Origin of the sequence: Arthrobacter sp. EPSL27, from assembly GCF_001512305.1 — a bacterium.
Classification (GTDB): Bacteria; Actinomycetota; Actinomycetes; order Actinomycetales; family Micrococcaceae; genus Arthrobacter.
The window spans coordinates 155,906-169,714 of the sequence record NZ_LNUT01000001.1; the positions used below are offsets into that span (position 1 = coordinate 155,906).

At 64.5% G+C, this 13,809-nt stretch carries 19 protein-coding genes; 17 read left to right on the forward strand and 2 right to left on the reverse strand.

The window, feature by feature from the left end; all coding sequences use genetic code 11:
- Window positions 1-10 precede the first annotated feature (10 nt).
- The 17 genes from AR539_RS00550 to AR539_RS18845 all read left to right on the forward strand — a co-directional run bounded on the left by AR539_RS00550 (window position 11) and on the right by AR539_RS18845 (window position 11,925).
- A complete protein-coding gene (locus AR539_RS00550; protein WP_066431240.1) occupies window positions 11-886 on the forward strand; it encodes a VOC family protein in 876 nt (291 codons plus the stop codon).
- 270 nt (window positions 887-1,156) lie between these two features.
- Window positions 1,157-1,594 (forward strand): hypothetical protein, encoded by a 438-nt coding sequence (locus AR539_RS00555; RefSeq protein WP_066431243.1) that lies wholly within the window; start codon window positions 1,157-1,159, stop codon window positions 1,592-1,594.
- A 252-nt stretch (window positions 1,595-1,846) separates the two neighbouring features.
- Window positions 1,847-2,269 (forward strand): 30S ribosomal protein S16, encoded by a 423-nt coding sequence (rpsP, locus tag AR539_RS00560; RefSeq protein WP_066431611.1) that lies wholly within the window; start codon window positions 1,847-1,849, stop codon window positions 2,267-2,269.
- 1 nt (window position 2,270) lies between these two features.
- Window positions 2,271-2,513 carry an RNA-binding protein gene (locus AR539_RS00565; RefSeq protein WP_056426755.1) on the forward strand — a complete coding sequence of 81 codons (243 nt, stop codon included), beginning with the start codon at window positions 2,271-2,273 and terminating at the stop codon, window positions 2,511-2,513.
- Window positions 2,514-2,640: 127 nt separating this feature from the next.
- Window positions 2,641-3,210 carry a ribosome maturation factor RimM gene (rimM, locus tag AR539_RS00570; RefSeq protein ID WP_066431246.1) on the forward strand — a complete coding sequence of 190 codons (570 nt, stop codon included), beginning with the start codon at window positions 2,641-2,643 and terminating at the stop codon, window positions 3,208-3,210.
- Window positions 3,211-4,017 carry a tRNA (guanosine(37)-N1)-methyltransferase TrmD gene (gene trmD, locus AR539_RS00575; RefSeq protein WP_066431254.1) on the forward strand — a complete coding sequence of 269 codons (807 nt, stop codon included), beginning with the start codon at window positions 3,211-3,213 and terminating at the stop codon, window positions 4,015-4,017.
- A 229-nt stretch (window positions 4,018-4,246) separates the two neighbouring features.
- Complete coding sequence (rplS, locus tag AR539_RS00580) at window positions 4,247-4,606, forward strand: 50S ribosomal protein L19 (protein WP_066431256.1); 360 nt, start codon at window positions 4,247-4,249, stop codon at window positions 4,604-4,606.
- A gap of 105 nt (window positions 4,607-4,711) precedes the next feature.
- Complete coding sequence (gene lepB, locus AR539_RS00585) at window positions 4,712-5,392, forward strand: signal peptidase I (protein ID WP_066431258.1); 681 nt, start codon at window positions 4,712-4,714, stop codon at window positions 5,390-5,392.
- Window positions 5,393-6,406, forward strand: coding sequence for a signal peptidase I (gene lepB / locus AR539_RS00590; RefSeq protein ID WP_231728440.1), 1,014 nt, complete (start codon window positions 5,393-5,395; stop codon window positions 6,404-6,406).
- 11 nt (window positions 6,407-6,417) lie between these two features.
- Window positions 6,418-7,089 (forward strand): ribonuclease HII, encoded by a 672-nt coding sequence (locus tag AR539_RS00595; protein WP_066431261.1) that lies wholly within the window; start codon window positions 6,418-6,420, stop codon window positions 7,087-7,089.
- A gap of 44 nt (window positions 7,090-7,133) precedes the next feature.
- Window positions 7,134-7,460, forward strand: coding sequence for a DUF2469 domain-containing protein (locus tag AR539_RS00600; RefSeq protein WP_018773443.1), 327 nt, complete (start codon window positions 7,134-7,136; stop codon window positions 7,458-7,460).
- A gap of 2 nt (window positions 7,461-7,462) precedes the next feature.
- Entirely contained in the window at window positions 7,463-7,843 is a 381-nt protein-coding gene (locus tag AR539_RS00605; protein ID WP_066431269.1) for a VOC family protein, read from the forward strand.
- Window positions 7,844-7,932: 89 nt separating this feature from the next.
- Window positions 7,933-8,289: a YraN family protein gene (locus AR539_RS00610; RefSeq protein WP_066431273.1), complete on the forward strand. Its 357-nt coding sequence runs from the start codon at window positions 7,933-7,935 to the stop codon at window positions 8,287-8,289.
- A gap of 145 nt (window positions 8,290-8,434) precedes the next feature.
- The gene (locus AR539_RS19245; protein WP_157360883.1) at window positions 8,435-8,581 is read left to right on the forward strand and encodes a hypothetical protein; all 147 of its coding nucleotides are present in this window, start codon (window positions 8,435-8,437) and stop codon (window positions 8,579-8,581) included.
- Between the two features lie 194 nt (window positions 8,582-8,775).
- Window positions 8,776-9,750, forward strand: coding sequence for a DNA cytosine methyltransferase (locus AR539_RS18840; protein WP_082699123.1), 975 nt, complete (start codon window positions 8,776-8,778; stop codon window positions 9,748-9,750).
- Window positions 9,747-10,706 (forward strand): DNA cytosine methyltransferase, encoded by a 960-nt coding sequence (locus AR539_RS00615; protein ID WP_197410518.1) that lies wholly within the window; start codon window positions 9,747-9,749, stop codon window positions 10,704-10,706. Before AR539_RS18840 ends, AR539_RS00615 begins: the two co-directional genes overlap by 4 nt.
- A complete protein-coding gene (locus tag AR539_RS18845; RefSeq protein WP_082699124.1) occupies window positions 10,699-11,925 on the forward strand; it encodes an HNH endonuclease in 1,227 nt (408 codons plus the stop codon). The genes AR539_RS00615 and AR539_RS18845 overlap by 8 nt, the downstream gene beginning before the upstream one ends.
- A gap of 184 nt (window positions 11,926-12,109) precedes the next feature.
- Here AR539_RS18845 and AR539_RS00620 read toward each other — a convergent pair whose 3' ends face one another.
- Both AR539_RS00620 and AR539_RS00625 read right to left on the reverse strand, forming a co-directional pair.
- On the reverse strand, window positions 12,110-12,706 hold the full coding sequence (locus AR539_RS00620; protein ID WP_066431277.1) for a SprT-like domain-containing protein: 597 nt from the start codon (window positions 12,704-12,706) through the stop codon (window positions 12,110-12,112).
- Window positions 12,707-12,851: 145 nt separating this feature from the next.
- On the reverse strand, window positions 12,852-13,679 hold the full coding sequence (locus tag AR539_RS00625) for a helix-turn-helix domain-containing protein (RefSeq protein ID WP_066431279.1): 828 nt from the start codon (window positions 13,677-13,679) through the stop codon (window positions 12,852-12,854).
- Window positions 13,680-13,809: the final 130 nt, after the last annotated feature.

Genomic DNA, 13,809 nt, shown 5'->3' on the forward strand with positions numbered 1-13,809 from the left:
GAGCGATGACATGACCGCAGAAACCAGCACCCAGGACCTCCTTCCCGCCGACCTCACCATGGGCACAGTGATGCTCAAAGTCGGCGACATGAAGCTCATGACCGACTACTACCAGCGCGCCCTGGGCCTCGACATCGTGGCCGAGCAGGACGGCGGGCTCTACCTCGGGCGCAAGCAGAAGCCGCTGGTGCATCTGGCCCCGGCCCCCGGGCTGAACCTCCCCTCCCGAGGCGAGGCGGGCCTCTTCCACACCGCCCTGCTGTTCGAGGACCAGTCCGCCCTCGCGGCCACGGTCGCGTCCGCCGCGCAGTTCGAGCCGCAGTCCTTCACCGGCAGCGCCGACCACCTCGTCAGCGAGGCCTTCTACTTCAATGACCCCGAAGGCAACGGCATCGAGCTGTACTGGGACCGCCCCCGCGACGCCTGGTCCTGGGACGGCAAGAACGTCGTCATGGACAGCCTCGCCCTGCCGCCGCAGCGCTACCTTGAGCAGCACCTCACCGAGGCCTCGCTGGCGGGCCAGCGCGAGACGGATGCCGACGTCGGGCACGTCCACCTGCAGGTGGGCGACGTGCAGTCCGCGCACGACTTCTACGTCGGCACGCTCGGCTTCGAAAAGACCGCCGGATGGCACGGCCAGGCGCTCTTCGTTTCCGCCGGCGGCTACCACCACCACATGGCCATGAACGTCTGGAACAGCCGGGGCGCCGGCCCCCGCCGCGACACCCTGGGCCTCGGCGAGGTGCTGATCGAAGTGCCGTCCGGGGACGACGTCGGCTCCCTCGCCGAGCGCCTCAAGGCCGCGGGCGTCCAGTCCCACCACACCGGTTTGGAACTGCGCTTCGAGGACCCGTGGCGCAACCGGATCCGCGTCGCCGTCCGCTGACCCCAAGGGGACATGCCCATTTTTTACGCCGGTCACCGGACATGGAGGCAGTATGTCCAGTGGCTGTGGCCTTCGGAGGGCATGTCCGGTGGTGGCTGGCCAGTATGTCCAGTGGCCGCGGCCATCGGGGTGCGTGTCCCTTGGTGACACGCGGCTATGTCCAGTGGTTGCGGTGACCAGGGCGCATGTCCCTCGCGGCAGGCGTAACGGATAGGCTGGAGCGACGCTAAAAACAGCGGACCAGCGCCGCCGAACGTAAGGACGGGTTCCATGGGATTCACCGAAGTCTTTGTCGCCACCCACGATGAAGCCCTCAAGCGTGCCGCCGCCCTCGACGGCGGTGCGGCCGCTGCCGCCGGCGCCGTCCGGATCGCGGACATCACCGACTTCGAAGTCGAGCGCCTGGGCGACCTGGCCGGCTCCGCGGTGCACGCCGCCGGCGCCGACTACGAACTCGCCATGGTGGACGTCGCCAGCGACTCCCTCCTCGGCGTGCCTGCGGCCATGGTCCGCGCCCTGGCCGAGCTCCTCAGCTACGAGACCGAGGGGGAGGGCAACGTCCTCGATGAGGTCGCTGAGAGCTGGGCCGCCGAGGAGGACATGCCCTTCGGTGCGGAGCAGGCTTCACGCATCGTCCGGCAGCTCGCTGAACTGGCCGCCGGCGTCGACCCGGCCAGCAAATCCGGCCTTTACGTCTGGACCTCCTGAGCCGTGCGCTGACCCGCGCACTGACCCGTGCGCGGACCCGCGCGAGGCCTCCGGAAGGCCACGCCATGGGCCGGTTGCGGGTGTCAAGTCGATATCCCGTCGCTGATCTGGCACAATGATCAGGTACTTGATCTGCGTGGCCCCTCTCTCCGCGTCCGGATCTTGTCCTTTTAGAACCCCCTAGTATGGCCCGCCCCACGGGTGCAGAACGCCGGGCTCGACCCCGTTTCAGAAACAGGAGTGACCACAAAAGTGGCCGTAAAGATTCGCCTTAAGCGCTTCGGCAAGATGCGCGCACCGTACTACCGCATCGTCGTCATGGACGCACGCTCCAAGCGTGACGGCCGTGCCATCGAAGAGATCGGCAAGTACCACCCGACCGAAGAGCCCTCGTACATCGAGGTCGACTCGGACCGTGCCCAGTACTGGCTCGGCGTCGGCGCACAGCCGTCCGAGCAGGTTGCCGCGATCCTCAAGATCACCGGTGACTGGCAGAAGTTCAAGGGTCTCCCGGGCCAGGAGGGTACCCTCAAGACCAAGGCCGCCAAGGCTGAGTTCGTTGCCCCGGAAAAGGGTTCCGTGATCATCCCGGAAGCCATCACCAAGAAGGCCAAGAAGGACGAAGCAGCTGAGGCTCCCGCCGACGCCGAAGCAGAGACCACCGAGGCTGAGTAAATTGCTGGCAGAAGCGCTCGAGCACTTGGTCCGCGGGATTGTTGACAGCCCCGAGGACGTCAAGGTCAGTGCCAAGAACAACCGCCGCGGGGACACCCTCGAGGTGCGCGTTCATCAGGACGACCTCGGACGGGTGATCGGACGCCAGGGCCGCACCGCACGCGCTTTGCGCACTGTGGTGGCAGCACTGGCCGACGGCGAGCCGGTCAGGGTCGACGTCGTCGACACCGACCGCCGCCGGTAGCGCGACCAGCATTACTTGTCTTTAGTCCGGCCCCTCCACCAGCTTATGGTGGAGGGGCCGGACTGTTTTGCGCAGTAAAACGCACCGACAAATCCAAGACTCAAAGAGAATTCGAACAGAGGAACAGATGCAGCTCCAGGTGGCACGAATCGGCAAACCCCACGGCATCCGCGGCGAAGTGACCGTCCAGGTGCTGACCGATGCGCCCGGCGAACGCTTTGTCCCCGGAACGCAGTTCATCGTGGAGCCGGCCTCCTCGGGGCCGCTCACCGTGTTCAGTGCCCGCTGGAACAAGGACATCCTGCTGCTGGCCTTTGACGAGGTGGAGACCCGCAACGACGCCGAGGCCCTCCGCGGCGCCAAGCTGTTCATCGAAACCGAAGACATCGGCGCCGACGACGACGATGAGGGCTGGTACGAGCACGAGCTCGAGGGCCTGGAAGTCCGCGTGGGCGGCAGCGTGGTGGGCAAGGTCACCGGCCTGCACACCATGCCGGTCCAGGACCTGCTGGTGGTCACCACGAACGACGGCCAGGAAGTCCTGGTCCCGTTCGTCGAGCAGATTGTGCCCGAGGTCAACGTGGGCGAAAAGTACGTGGTGGTCACCCCGCCGCCCGGGCTCTTTGAAGTGAACGCCGAGGACACGGACAAGCCCGGCAGCGCCGGGGGTTCCGCCGACGCCGGAGAGCACGCCTAAATGCGGATCGACGTCGTCAGCATCTTCCCCGAGTACCTGGCGCCGCTGGAGCTGTCACTGATCGGCAAGGCGCGGCAGGACGGCCTGCTGGAACTGAACGTCCTCGATCTCCGGGACTTCACCACGGACCGGCATCGGACCGTGGATGACACCCCCTACGGCGGCGGCGCCGGCATGGTCATGAAGCCCGAGCCATGGGCCCAGGCGCTCACGTCCGTGGCCGGACCCGGGGCCGGTGCGGAGAAGCCGGTCCTGATTGTGCCGTCACCGGCGGGGGAGCGGTTCACCCAGGCCACGGCCCACGAACTGGCCGGGGAGGACCGCCTGGTGTTCGCCTGCGGGCGCTATGAAGGCATTGACGAGCGGGTCCTGGAATGGGCCGCCGAACATTTCACTGTGCGGCCCATGAGCCTGGGCGATTACGTCCTGAACGGCGGCGAAGTGGCCGTCCTGGCCATGGTGGAGGCCATCGGCCGCCTGCTGCCCGGCGTCGTCGGCAACCCCGAATCCCTGGTCGAGGAATCGCACTCGGACGGGCTGCTGGAGTACCCCGTCTACACCAAGCCGTCCAGCTGGCGGGACCGCAACGTCCCGGCGGTGCTGCTCAGCGGCAACCACGGCAAGATCGCCCAGTGGCGCCGGCACGAGCAGTACCGGCGCACCGCTGAACGCCGCCCCGACCTGCTGGAAGGGTTCGACGCCGGCGCGCTGCCCCGCGCGGACCGCACCGCCTTCGCGGACCTCGGGTACGACGTCGTCGACGGCCGCCTGGCGCGCCGCCCGGCCGACGGCGGAGAACCCGCCTGAGCAGATTGGCCGGACGGCCCCGGGTGTGGCAAAATTAGTCCTTGTGCCTGCTGGGTTGCGAACCTGCCACAGGGGGAGCGCCACCAACAGCACGGCACCCCGGCCCCGTCTATTCCTGACGGAGCCGGATCAACAACTTTTCGGCGGGAATTTCCGGACGCACCCGCGTCCGGGCTTGGCCGCCGTGACCCAACGTGAAGGACCTGTGGCGTTCACCAGGAGTGGATTAATGCATATCCTCGATTCCGTAGATGCAGCCTCGCTGCGCAACGATGTTCCCGAATTCCGTGCGGGTGACACCCTCAAGGTGCACGTGAACATCATCGAAGGCAAGAACTCCCGCGTCCAGGTCTTCCAGGGCTTCGTCCTGGGCCGCCAGGGCGACGGCGTCCGCGAAACCTTCACCGTCCGCAAGGTCTCCTTCGGCGTCGGCGTGGAGCGTACCTTCCCGGTACACTCCCCGATCATCGACAAGATCGAGCTCGTCTCCAAGGGTGACGTGCGCCGCGCCAAGCTTTACTACATGCGCAACCTGCGTGGTAAGGCCGCGAAGATCAAGGAAAAGCGCGACTTCCAGACCGCCAAGTAAGTCCTTCCAGACTTCCTTCGCGGGTCCGCGAACCGTGTCCGGCCAGCGCCGGAGCTTCCGCAACAGCGCTGTTCACTTCAGAAAAGCGTTATGAGGATACGGATCATGGAACACACAAAACGCCAGCCCAGGAGACTCGGCTGGCGTTTTGTGTTGCTGGCCGTTTTTCTCGCGGTCCTCATCAGCGGCCTGGTCCGCGCGCTCTGGCTCGACGTCTACTACATCCCCTCCGCCTCGATGGAACCGCTGTTCCAGGAAGGGGACAGGATCCTCGTCTCGCGGACGGACTTCCGGTCCGAACCGGTGGGCCGCGGCGACATTGTGGTCTTCGACGGCCGCGGTTCCTTCGCCCCGCTGGGCAGCGGCGCGGCTCCCGCGCTGGACTTCCTAGCCGGCGCCGGCCACTGGCTTGGCCTGGCCGGGGGCGACACCACCTATATCAAACGCGTGATCGGCGTCGCGGGCGACCATGTGGTCTGCTGCGACGACGACGGCAGGCTCACCGTCAACGGCCAGCCGGTCGAGGAACCGTACCTCTATGCGGGCGACACCCCCAGCCAGCTGAAGTTCAGCGTGCTTGTTCCCGAAGGCAGGCTCTGGCTGATGGGGGACCACCGCTCGCAGTCCGCCGATTCCCGCAGCCTCCTGGGCGCGCCCGGCGGGGGCATGGTGCCGCTGGACCGGGTCATCGGACGGCCGGTACAGATCATCTGGCCGCTTGATAGATTTACAGCAATAGCCCGGCCCCCCGAAGCCACCCCATCCACAGCAACGAACGGACAGTAAATGCCCGAGACCGGACCCCGGACTCCTGATCCGCGGGGGCAGGAACAGCCCCGGGTGACCTCCTCCGCGATCCCCGCCCCGGAGTATCCCGCGGACGGCTATGCTGCCGAGCCCGGCTACCGCCCGGAGCCCGGACACGACGCTGCTCCCGATTCTCCGGCCGGGGCATCCGGCGCCCCGGCTGCCAACGCCGCGGCCGTCAACGATTCGGGTGCCAACGCCGCGGGGGACGTTCCGGCCGCTGACGCTGCCGCCACCGCCTCAGCCCCCGCCTCCGGAGGGCCGGCGCACGCCGAAACCGCGTCGAAGCGCGCCCGCCGGGCCAAAGCCGAGGAGCGCCGCAGCCCGATGTTCCTCTGGGCCAAGGAAGTGGCCACCGTGGTGCTGGTCGCCATCGTGCTGTCCTTCCTCATCAAGACGTTCTTCTTCCGCGCCTTCTACATCCCGTCCGAATCCATGGTGAACACCCTGGATGTCAATGACCGGATCTTCGTCAACCTGCTGGTCCCGGAGCCGTTCGCCCTGGAGCGCGGCGACGTCGTGGTGTTCCGCGACACCCAGGACTGGCTGGTCCCCGTGGCGGAGAAGGACGCCGGCCCCTTCGCCTGGGTCCAGGGCGGCCTGACGTTCATCGGCCTCCTGCCGGACAACTCGGAGCAGCACCTGGTCAAGCGCGTCATCGGACTGCCGGGTGACCACGTGGTGTGCTGCGACGCCGGCGGACGGCTCACCGTCAACGGGGCAGCGCTCGACGAGCCGTACATCAATCCCGCCGAAGTGCCCCAGGTCCGCGATTTCGACGTGGTGGTCCCGGCCGGGAAGGTGTGGGTCATGGGCGACAACCGCAACCATTCCGCCGACTCCCGCGCCCATATGGACAGCAACGGCGGGTTCGTCGACATCGAAGACATCGAGGGCAAGGCCGCCGTCATCGCCTGGCCCCTGAACCGCATCACCGCGCTCGACAACTACTCCGAGGTCTTTGGCGGCGTGCCGGCCCCGGAAGGAAAGTAGCGGCGGCCGCCATGTCCGAAGCCCCCACCCTCGACTACGAGCGCCGCTTCCGCAGCTCCGGCGCCCGGCTCCTCGCCGGCATCGACGAGGTGGGCCGCGGTGCCCTCGCCGGGCCGGTCAGCGTGGGAATCGCCGTCGTGGACCTGCACCAGCAGAAACTGCTGGCCGACGTGCGGGACAGCAAACTGCTCAAGGTGGCGGACCGCGAACGGCTGGTGCCCCTGGTCCGCAGCTGGAGTGTCGCCTCCGCCGTCGGGCATGCCTCGGCGAATGACATCGACGCCCTCGGCATCGTCGCGGCCCTCCGGCTCGCCGGCACCCGTGCGTGGTTCGCCGTCCTGGACGCCGGCGTGCGGCCCGACGTCGTCCTCCTGGACGGGAGCCACAACTGGCTCTCCCCGGAGGCCCAGCCCTCCCTGTTCGACGACGGGCCGCCGGAGCCGGGCTGCGACGCGCCGGTGCATACACTGGTCAAGGCGGACATGCAGTGCCTGAGCGTCGCCGCCGCGTCCATCCTGGCGAAGGTGGAGCGCGATGCCACGATGCGCGACCTGCACCGGGAATACCCGGCCTTCGGCTGGGACGTGAACAAGGGCTACGGAACCGCCGTCCACAAGGATGCGCTCCGCGCAGCCGGGCCCACGCCGTACCACCGGGTGAGCTGGCAGCTGCTCGCAGACTGAGTCGCGTGGCGCGCGGGCGCCGCGGGATGGTGCAAGATGGAACCATGAGTGCCGAGGACCTTGAAAACTATGAGACCGACATGGAGCTGCAGCTCTACCGCGAATACCGCGACGTTGTCGGGCTGTTCAGCTACGTGGTCGAGACCGAGCGGCGTTTCTACCTGGCCAACCATGTCGACCTGCAGGCCCGCAGTGCCGACGGTGAGGTCTACTTCGACCTGACCCTGCAGGACGCCTGGGTCTGGGATGTCTACCGCTCCGCCCGCTTCGTCAAGAGTGTCCGGGTCATCACCTTCAAGGACGTCAACGTCGAAGAGCTGCCGCGCAGCGAGGAGCTCGCCCTGCCCAAGGTCGAGGACCTGGGGAACTGAGCATGTCCAGCCGGATCTCGTCCATCGCCATCGACGCCGCCGAGCCGCGCGTCATCGCCGACTTCTGGTGCCGCGTCCTCGACTGGCGCGTCATTGACGAGGAGGACGGCGTCATCAGCATCGGGCGGGCTGACGGCTCCTGGCCCACCATCGACGTCATAGCGGTGCCTGAGAAGAAAGCCGTCAAGAACCGGCTGCACCTGGACCTCCGCGCGGACGGCACCTCCACCGCTGAGGAGCTGCAGCGGCTCCTGGACCTGGGCGCGCGGCGCACGGACGTGGGCCAGGGCCCGGACGCCACGTGGGTTGTCCTCAGCGACCCCGAGGGCAACGAGTTCTGCCTGCTCTCCCGCACCGTGCAGGAAGCCCGCGCCGAAGCGTAAGTCCGGGCTTACCGGGCAGGGCCCGGAAGTTACCCACATAGCCTGATTGGCGCCTGTGCTGTTCCGGGGTTCCGGAACAGGCTTGTTCCATGAGAGCAAAGGACGTGCTGGGCCGGCGCGGGGAGGAACTCGCGGCCGGCTACCTCGAAGCCCAGGGCATGCGGATCGTGGACCGCAACTGGCGGTGCCCCGACGGTGAAATCGACATTGTCGCGCTCGACGGCGATGCGCTGGTGATCGCCGAGGTCAAGACGCGCAGGTCCCTCGCCTACGGGCATCCCTTCGAAGCCGTCGGCGTCGACAAACTGGCCCGGCTGCACCGGCTGGCCTCCGCCTGGTGCCGGGACCATGAACTCCGCATGCCGCTGCGCCGGGTCGACGTGCTCGCAGTGCTCGACGACGGCACCGGCGTCCCGTCCGTGGAGCACCTCAAGGGGGTGGGGTAGGTGGCGCTCGGCCGGACCTACTCGGTGGCCCTCGTCGGGCTGAACGGCTACATCGTTGAAGTCGAGGCCGACATCGGCCAGCCGATGTCCAACAAAAGACACATGATCGAATTGTTCCCTCTGCTGGAAGAAGTAGCCTGTAGCCATGGAGGATAGGTACGACGCCGGCAAATCAGGCGATGAGCTGTATCAGATTGTCCTGGCCGTAGAGGAACTGCTCGGGGGAGAGCTGTCCGGAGAGGAGCTGGCCGAGCTGGTCGCCGCCGCGGACAAAGATATCGACGAGAACTAACAGACTCCGGTCGCCGATGAAGGATGAAGCATTGTGGTTCCGGGCGGCCGCCCGTGGCCAGATTTGCCGCGTCCGGCTTGCGTGCAGGTCAATCCCAGCTGATCTTCGAGGCGGAAGAGCGACATGAGACACATCATCCCGTCGTTGTCGGGGCGGTCCAGTAAACTCGGAACGGAGCTAGGGAAGAAGGAATTGTGCAGGTTGTGTCGTTGTTTTCAGGGGCTGGTGGCCTCGACCTAGGTCTACTACAGGCGGGTCATAGAGTCATCTGGGCCAATGATTTTGACCAGGATTCCGTGTCTACCTACTCGGCCAACATAGGTAAGCACATCGTGCTCAAGTCGATCGAGGACGTGCCGTCGTCCGACATCCCTGATTCGGACATAGTCGTGGGCGGGTTCCCGTGCCAAGGTTTTTCTCAAGCCAACCTCAATCGGGCGTTGGATGATCCACGAAACGCTCTGTATCGTCAGTTCGTGCGAGTGCTCTCAGAAAAGCAGCCGAAATACTTCATCGCCGAGAACGTGCGCGGGCTCCTGTCTCTGGACTCGGGGCGAGCATTTGAAAGCATCACCAAGGGTTTTGAGGAAGCAGGCTACCGCGTCGCAGCCAAGGTCTTAAATGCGGCCGACTTCGGCGTGCCGCAGAATCGGCATCGCGTAATCTTCATGGGAACGCGCGTAGATCTGCCTGAGTCTGCGAACCTCACTCACCCCGAACCGACGCATTCTTCTCTGCCCTCTGCTGAAGGAAAGCTTCCTCACGTGACAGTTGGTGAGGCCCTTGCGGCCGTTCCTGACCCCATAGAGTTTCCGGACGCAGTCCCCAACCAAGCGTTTTCGCGCTACAAGTTCGTAGAGCGCAACTTCACCGGACATCGATCCACTGATCCGAACAAGCCATCCCCGACCATCCTGGCGAGAGGGAACGGCGGGGGTGGCGTCAACGCCACCCCGCACCCGAACGGCTTGCGCCGGATGAGTATCAGGGAGAGCGCAGCAATTCAGACATTTCCGCTGACGTTCAACTTCGTGGGGCGTTTGGGCTCTGCGTATAGGCAAGTAGGCAACGCGGTTCCTGTCGGACTCGGACGTGCCCTTGGGAACGCCGTGGCGAGTGCTGAAGAGACACTCCTTTCGTCTATGAGTCGTTCGGAGCGTGCAGCGTGAAGCACAAAGTAGTTTCGCTGTTCGCGGGCGCGGGCGGCTTGGACCTTGGATTCTCGATGGCCGGAGGCTATGACCTGGTCTGGGCGAACGATAGTGATCCGGACGCTGTCTCGACCTATAGAGCCAATTTCGGCAATCATGCAGTTCTCGGCGATATTCGCGAGATCCCGTCGGAAGAAATTCCTGGCTGCGACGTCGTTCTGGGGGGCTTCCCATGCCAAGGATTCTCCCTTGCCAACACGGGCCGACGCGCAGACGACGCCCGCAACGTCTTGTATATGGAAATGCTGCGGGTCGTGGCCTCCAAGCGCCCCAAGGCTTTCGTAGCTGAGAATGTCAAAGGCCTGGTATTGATGGACAAAGGCGAGGTCCTCCGCAGGATCGTCGCGGACTTTGAAGAGCTCGGCTACGACGTTAAGTGGAAGGTTCTCAACGCAGCGGACTTCGGAGTTCCGCAGAGGCGAGAGCGCGTTTTTATCGTCGGCGTCCGTCAGGACCTCGAGGTTGACTTCGACTTTCCGTCCCCGACTCACGGTCGACGCCCGGACTCGGGGAAGTTGCCTTGGGTCTCGGTAGGTCACGCACTGAGAGACATCCCAGACCCAGACTCACAACACGACTTGACGAACCACACCTATTCGAAGTACAAACTGCGGTTCAACGGTTACATCGGACACCGCGCGATCGACCCCGACTTGCCCGCCCCCACAGTCACTGGGCGGGGCGACAACAAGGGTGGAGTTGTAGTGCTTCATCACCCGTCGAATGAACGGCGAATGTCGGTCCGCGAGCTCGCTGTCGTCCAGTCGTTCCCGGTCAACTTCGACTTTGACTGCAACCAGTCCGCCGCCTACCGCCTCATTGGCAACGCCGTCGCACCAAGCATGGGTCGCGCAGTCGCTGAATCACTTCAGCACGCTCTGAAGACGGCGAAGGTCACCACAGGTGATGATTGAGCCGACGCCGACGCTCCCCTTCGCGGACTACAAATGGAAGTGGGCTAGCCTCCAGCCAACTGAGAGCCTAAACAGACCCGAGTATTTTGTCGGCGTTCTCCGCGCACTTGCGAGCAATCAGGGTAGGCGCAAGAGTGATCCGAGGTTTACTGCGGACCTAAGGCGGATCGAGAAAGAGATCGATTTCGCGAAGGGTCCATCGCTGGCACGTGGAGCGAACGAACGCAACATCATCAGAAACGCCGGACAGTACTGGAAAGTTCTGGGAGTACTAGGGCCGGAGCTTCCAATTACCCTAACGCCTCTGGGAAAGCTTTATGCTGCGAGGGATATTAGTCTCCAGGAATTCGCCGTACACACTGTGCTCAACCTGAGGCTTCCTAGTTCGGTGTATCGGCCCGAAGAAGTTGCTGAATGGAAAGCTGCTGGGATTTCTTTTCGGCCATTGCTCTTGATCCTTCAGATCGTCGCCGCCCTCGCGGATATACCTGGGACAGACCTGTACATCTCCGAGTCTGAACTCGCTGATATAGTTCAGCCCCTGTCAGCAACAACAACGGATCCCTCGCGAATTGCGATGGCAATTGCCTACCACCGCGCCGGACTGCTGGACATCTCCTCCTGGCCGACAACGGTCTCCAAGTCGAACGATCGTCGCGTGTCCGCTGAGTTTCTCCTGTTCCTAGCAAGCCACAACCTCCTTCGTGAAGTGGAATCGCCTCCGTCGAATCAGAAGTACAAGCTGGCTTTCGCTCTGCCAGACGACATTCTTGAACTAGCTGACATCGATCCGGCTCGCCTCCTGGGTGATATCGGGATCGAGGAAGTTGCGGCAGAAATTAGCGTCCGAGTGGAACGTCGTCGTGTCTCGCGTGAAGTCTACGACCGGCCCGGTCAGAAAAAATTCCGCGACGATGTGCTCGACATTTCTCAACAACGTTGCCTTTTGACCGGTACTCAGTTGCCCGCGGTTCTTCAGGCGGCCCACATCAGACCGGTGGCATCGGACGGTTCAGACCTGGTTGGTAATGGCCTGTGCCTCCGATCCGATGTTCACACGCTGTTTGACTCCAATAGAATCCGCATTCGACCGGATGGAGAGATGTCTTATTCGGGGGAGGTGCTTAGGGATCCCTCCTACTCGGACCTGCCCGGAAACGTCATCTTGCCCCAGCACGTCAACAAAGCCGAGGTTCATTGGCGTTGGTCCTTTGTGTAGTTGGTGACGCAGCCCCGCGCGTAGGCTTCGGGCGGGTATTCGGTGACGGGCTCGGCGGTCATGCCTTATTGAAAGCCGGCGTTTGCAATTACTTTCGATCCCACACCGTGTAAACACTCGTAGGCCCCCAGTAACTTACTGAGGGCCTACGAGCAGAGGCCGCACCGATCTCGCGGAGGGCGCCTTACGCTTCGAGCATTTGCTCGCCGCAGTGAGGGCAAATCGGGGCGCCGTACTCGGCGAGCCACTGGCGGGTGAGGCGGACCTTGTAGCCGGAGCCCTCGGGGCACTCGACCTTCATCATGCGGGTGGTCTGCTTCTTCGGGCCGTCGGCGCCTTCGCCGGGGCTTACGAGCGCCGCATGCGGGTACTCGCCGAGCTCGGCGGCGACCGCTTCGAGCTCGACCTTCAGTGCGTCGCCGGCCACGGTAGCGGTCATCTTGCCGGTGAGGCCGAGGGCCTTGGCGATCTTGGCGAAGCGTCCCTTGTGGCCGCTCTGGCAGTCGTCGATAGCGTGAATGAGCTCGTGGGCCAGGACGTCCAAGACGCGCACGGCGTCGTCCAGGACCGGGCTGATGAACAGCTGGGAGACGGAGTCGGCGGCGACCTTCGTCGACCAGCACTGACCGATCACGGAGTTCTTCCGGCCGTTGCCACCGGGCCAGCCGACGGAGACGCGGACGGCGGGGATGGTCTCGGCGGTGAGAGCAGAGAAGAGCGGGCGAAGGGCCTCGACGGCGGCTACGAGCCATTCCTCGCGGGTGGTGAACTTGGCGGTCATTTTGGGGCTTCCTTCCCTCGGGTGGTTGTCCTTGCCTTGTGTAAACAGCCTAAGTCACGCAAGGAGTCTTGCGCAAGTCGTGACACGGAAAGGCCCCCGACAGTTTTGCCGAGGGTCTTTCGTGAGTGGTGGTGTGTGAGGCGACTTACGCGACGGCGAGAGCTTGACGCATCTTGCCGAGTGCAGAGGACCGCCGGCGCTGGACCGTAGGGCGGGTCATGCCGAGCTTGTGGCCGATTTCTGCGTCGGCGACGGGATCGCCGTAAGTCTCGAAGCCGTAGGCCAGGCGGCATACGCGCTCTTCGGTGTCGTCGACGGCGTCGAAGGCAGCGGCCACGAGGAGGGCGTCTTCTTCGGCGGCCGAGTTGTCCCAGATCGGGCGGGCGTCAATATCGCGGGAGCCCTCGGCGGACTGGCCGCCCTTTGTGGCCGATCCGTGTTCGTCGTCAGCGCCGGTCAGGCCGTCGTAGGAGTCGACGTCGCGGACGGCCGAGAGGACCGAGAAGAACGTCTCCCGGCTCATTTCGTACTTTGGAGCCAGGGCGGCGGCCTCGTAGACGTTGTCGTTGGCCTTGCGGAGGATCGAGTAGAACCGGGTGAGGGTCCGCTGGGGGACCGTGAAGGCGATTGTCCCGTTCAGCTGAGATACGGCGTGCCAGAGGTGCTGAGATACGATTGCGGCGAGCCGATCGTGAGCTTCAGGGTCGAAGGCGTGGATCGCTTCGTAGAGGCCGGTCACGGCCAGCGAGCGGAGCTCTTCCTTCTGGTCGACCGTGGCGTTGGCGCCGCCAGCGTTGCGGAAGCGGCCGACCGTTTTGTTCAGTGTGTGAGCGTATGCGTAGAGCAGGGCGACAGTGGCCTCGGAGTCGCCAGCCTTGGCGGCAGCGATAGCCTCGCGCTCGGCCTCGGCGGAGTCGAAACGGCGTTCGATGTTGCGGTCGAAGATGTCGGAGAGAGCCTTGTCGAGGGCCATTTTTGGGCATCCTTTCGTGAGGCGTTTTACGCCATATCTGTATTGACCGATATAGATTTTTTGAATCGGTGGCATCAAGGTTAGAAGGCGCAAAACGCCTCACGCAAGTTAGGGCGAAGCTCGTTATCCA

Coding starts and splice junctions, on each gene's coding strand:
- AR539_RS00550 (WP_066431240.1), top strand. CDS start 11: ATGACCGCAGAAACCAGCACCCAGGACCTCCTTCCCGCCGACCTCACC.
- AR539_RS00555 (WP_066431243.1), top strand. CDS start 1,157: ATGGGATTCACCGAAGTCTTTGTCGCCACCCACGATGAAGCCCTCAAG.
- rimM (WP_066431246.1), top strand. CDS start 2,641: ATGCAGCTCCAGGTGGCACGAATCGGCAAACCCCACGGCATCCGCGGC.
- trmD (WP_066431254.1), top strand. CDS start 3,211: ATGCGGATCGACGTCGTCAGCATCTTCCCCGAGTACCTGGCGCCGCTG.
- rplS (WP_066431256.1), top strand. CDS start 4,247: ATGCATATCCTCGATTCCGTAGATGCAGCCTCGCTGCGCAACGATGTT.
- lepB (WP_066431258.1), top strand. CDS start 4,712: ATGGAACACACAAAACGCCAGCCCAGGAGACTCGGCTGGCGTTTTGTG.
- lepB (WP_231728440.1), top strand. CDS start 5,393: ATGCCCGAGACCGGACCCCGGACTCCTGATCCGCGGGGGCAGGAACAG.
- AR539_RS00595 (WP_066431261.1), top strand. CDS start 6,418: ATGTCCGAAGCCCCCACCCTCGACTACGAGCGCCGCTTCCGCAGCTCC.
- AR539_RS00600 (WP_018773443.1), top strand. CDS start 7,134: ATGAGTGCCGAGGACCTTGAAAACTATGAGACCGACATGGAGCTGCAG.
- AR539_RS00605 (WP_066431269.1), top strand. CDS start 7,463: ATGTCCAGCCGGATCTCGTCCATCGCCATCGACGCCGCCGAGCCGCGC.
- AR539_RS00610 (WP_066431273.1), top strand. CDS start 7,933: ATGAGAGCAAAGGACGTGCTGGGCCGGCGCGGGGAGGAACTCGCGGCC.
- AR539_RS19245 (WP_157360883.1), top strand. CDS start 8,435: ATGGAGGATAGGTACGACGCCGGCAAATCAGGCGATGAGCTGTATCAG.
- AR539_RS18845 (WP_082699124.1), top strand. CDS start 10,699: ATGATTGAGCCGACGCCGACGCTCCCCTTCGCGGACTACAAATGGAAG.
- AR539_RS00620 (WP_066431277.1), bottom strand. CDS start 12,706: ATGACCGCCAAGTTCACCACCCGCGAGGAATGGCTCGTAGCCGCCGTC.
- AR539_RS00625 (WP_066431279.1), bottom strand. CDS start 13,679: ATGGCCCTCGACAAGGCTCTCTCCGACATCTTCGACCGCAACATCGAA.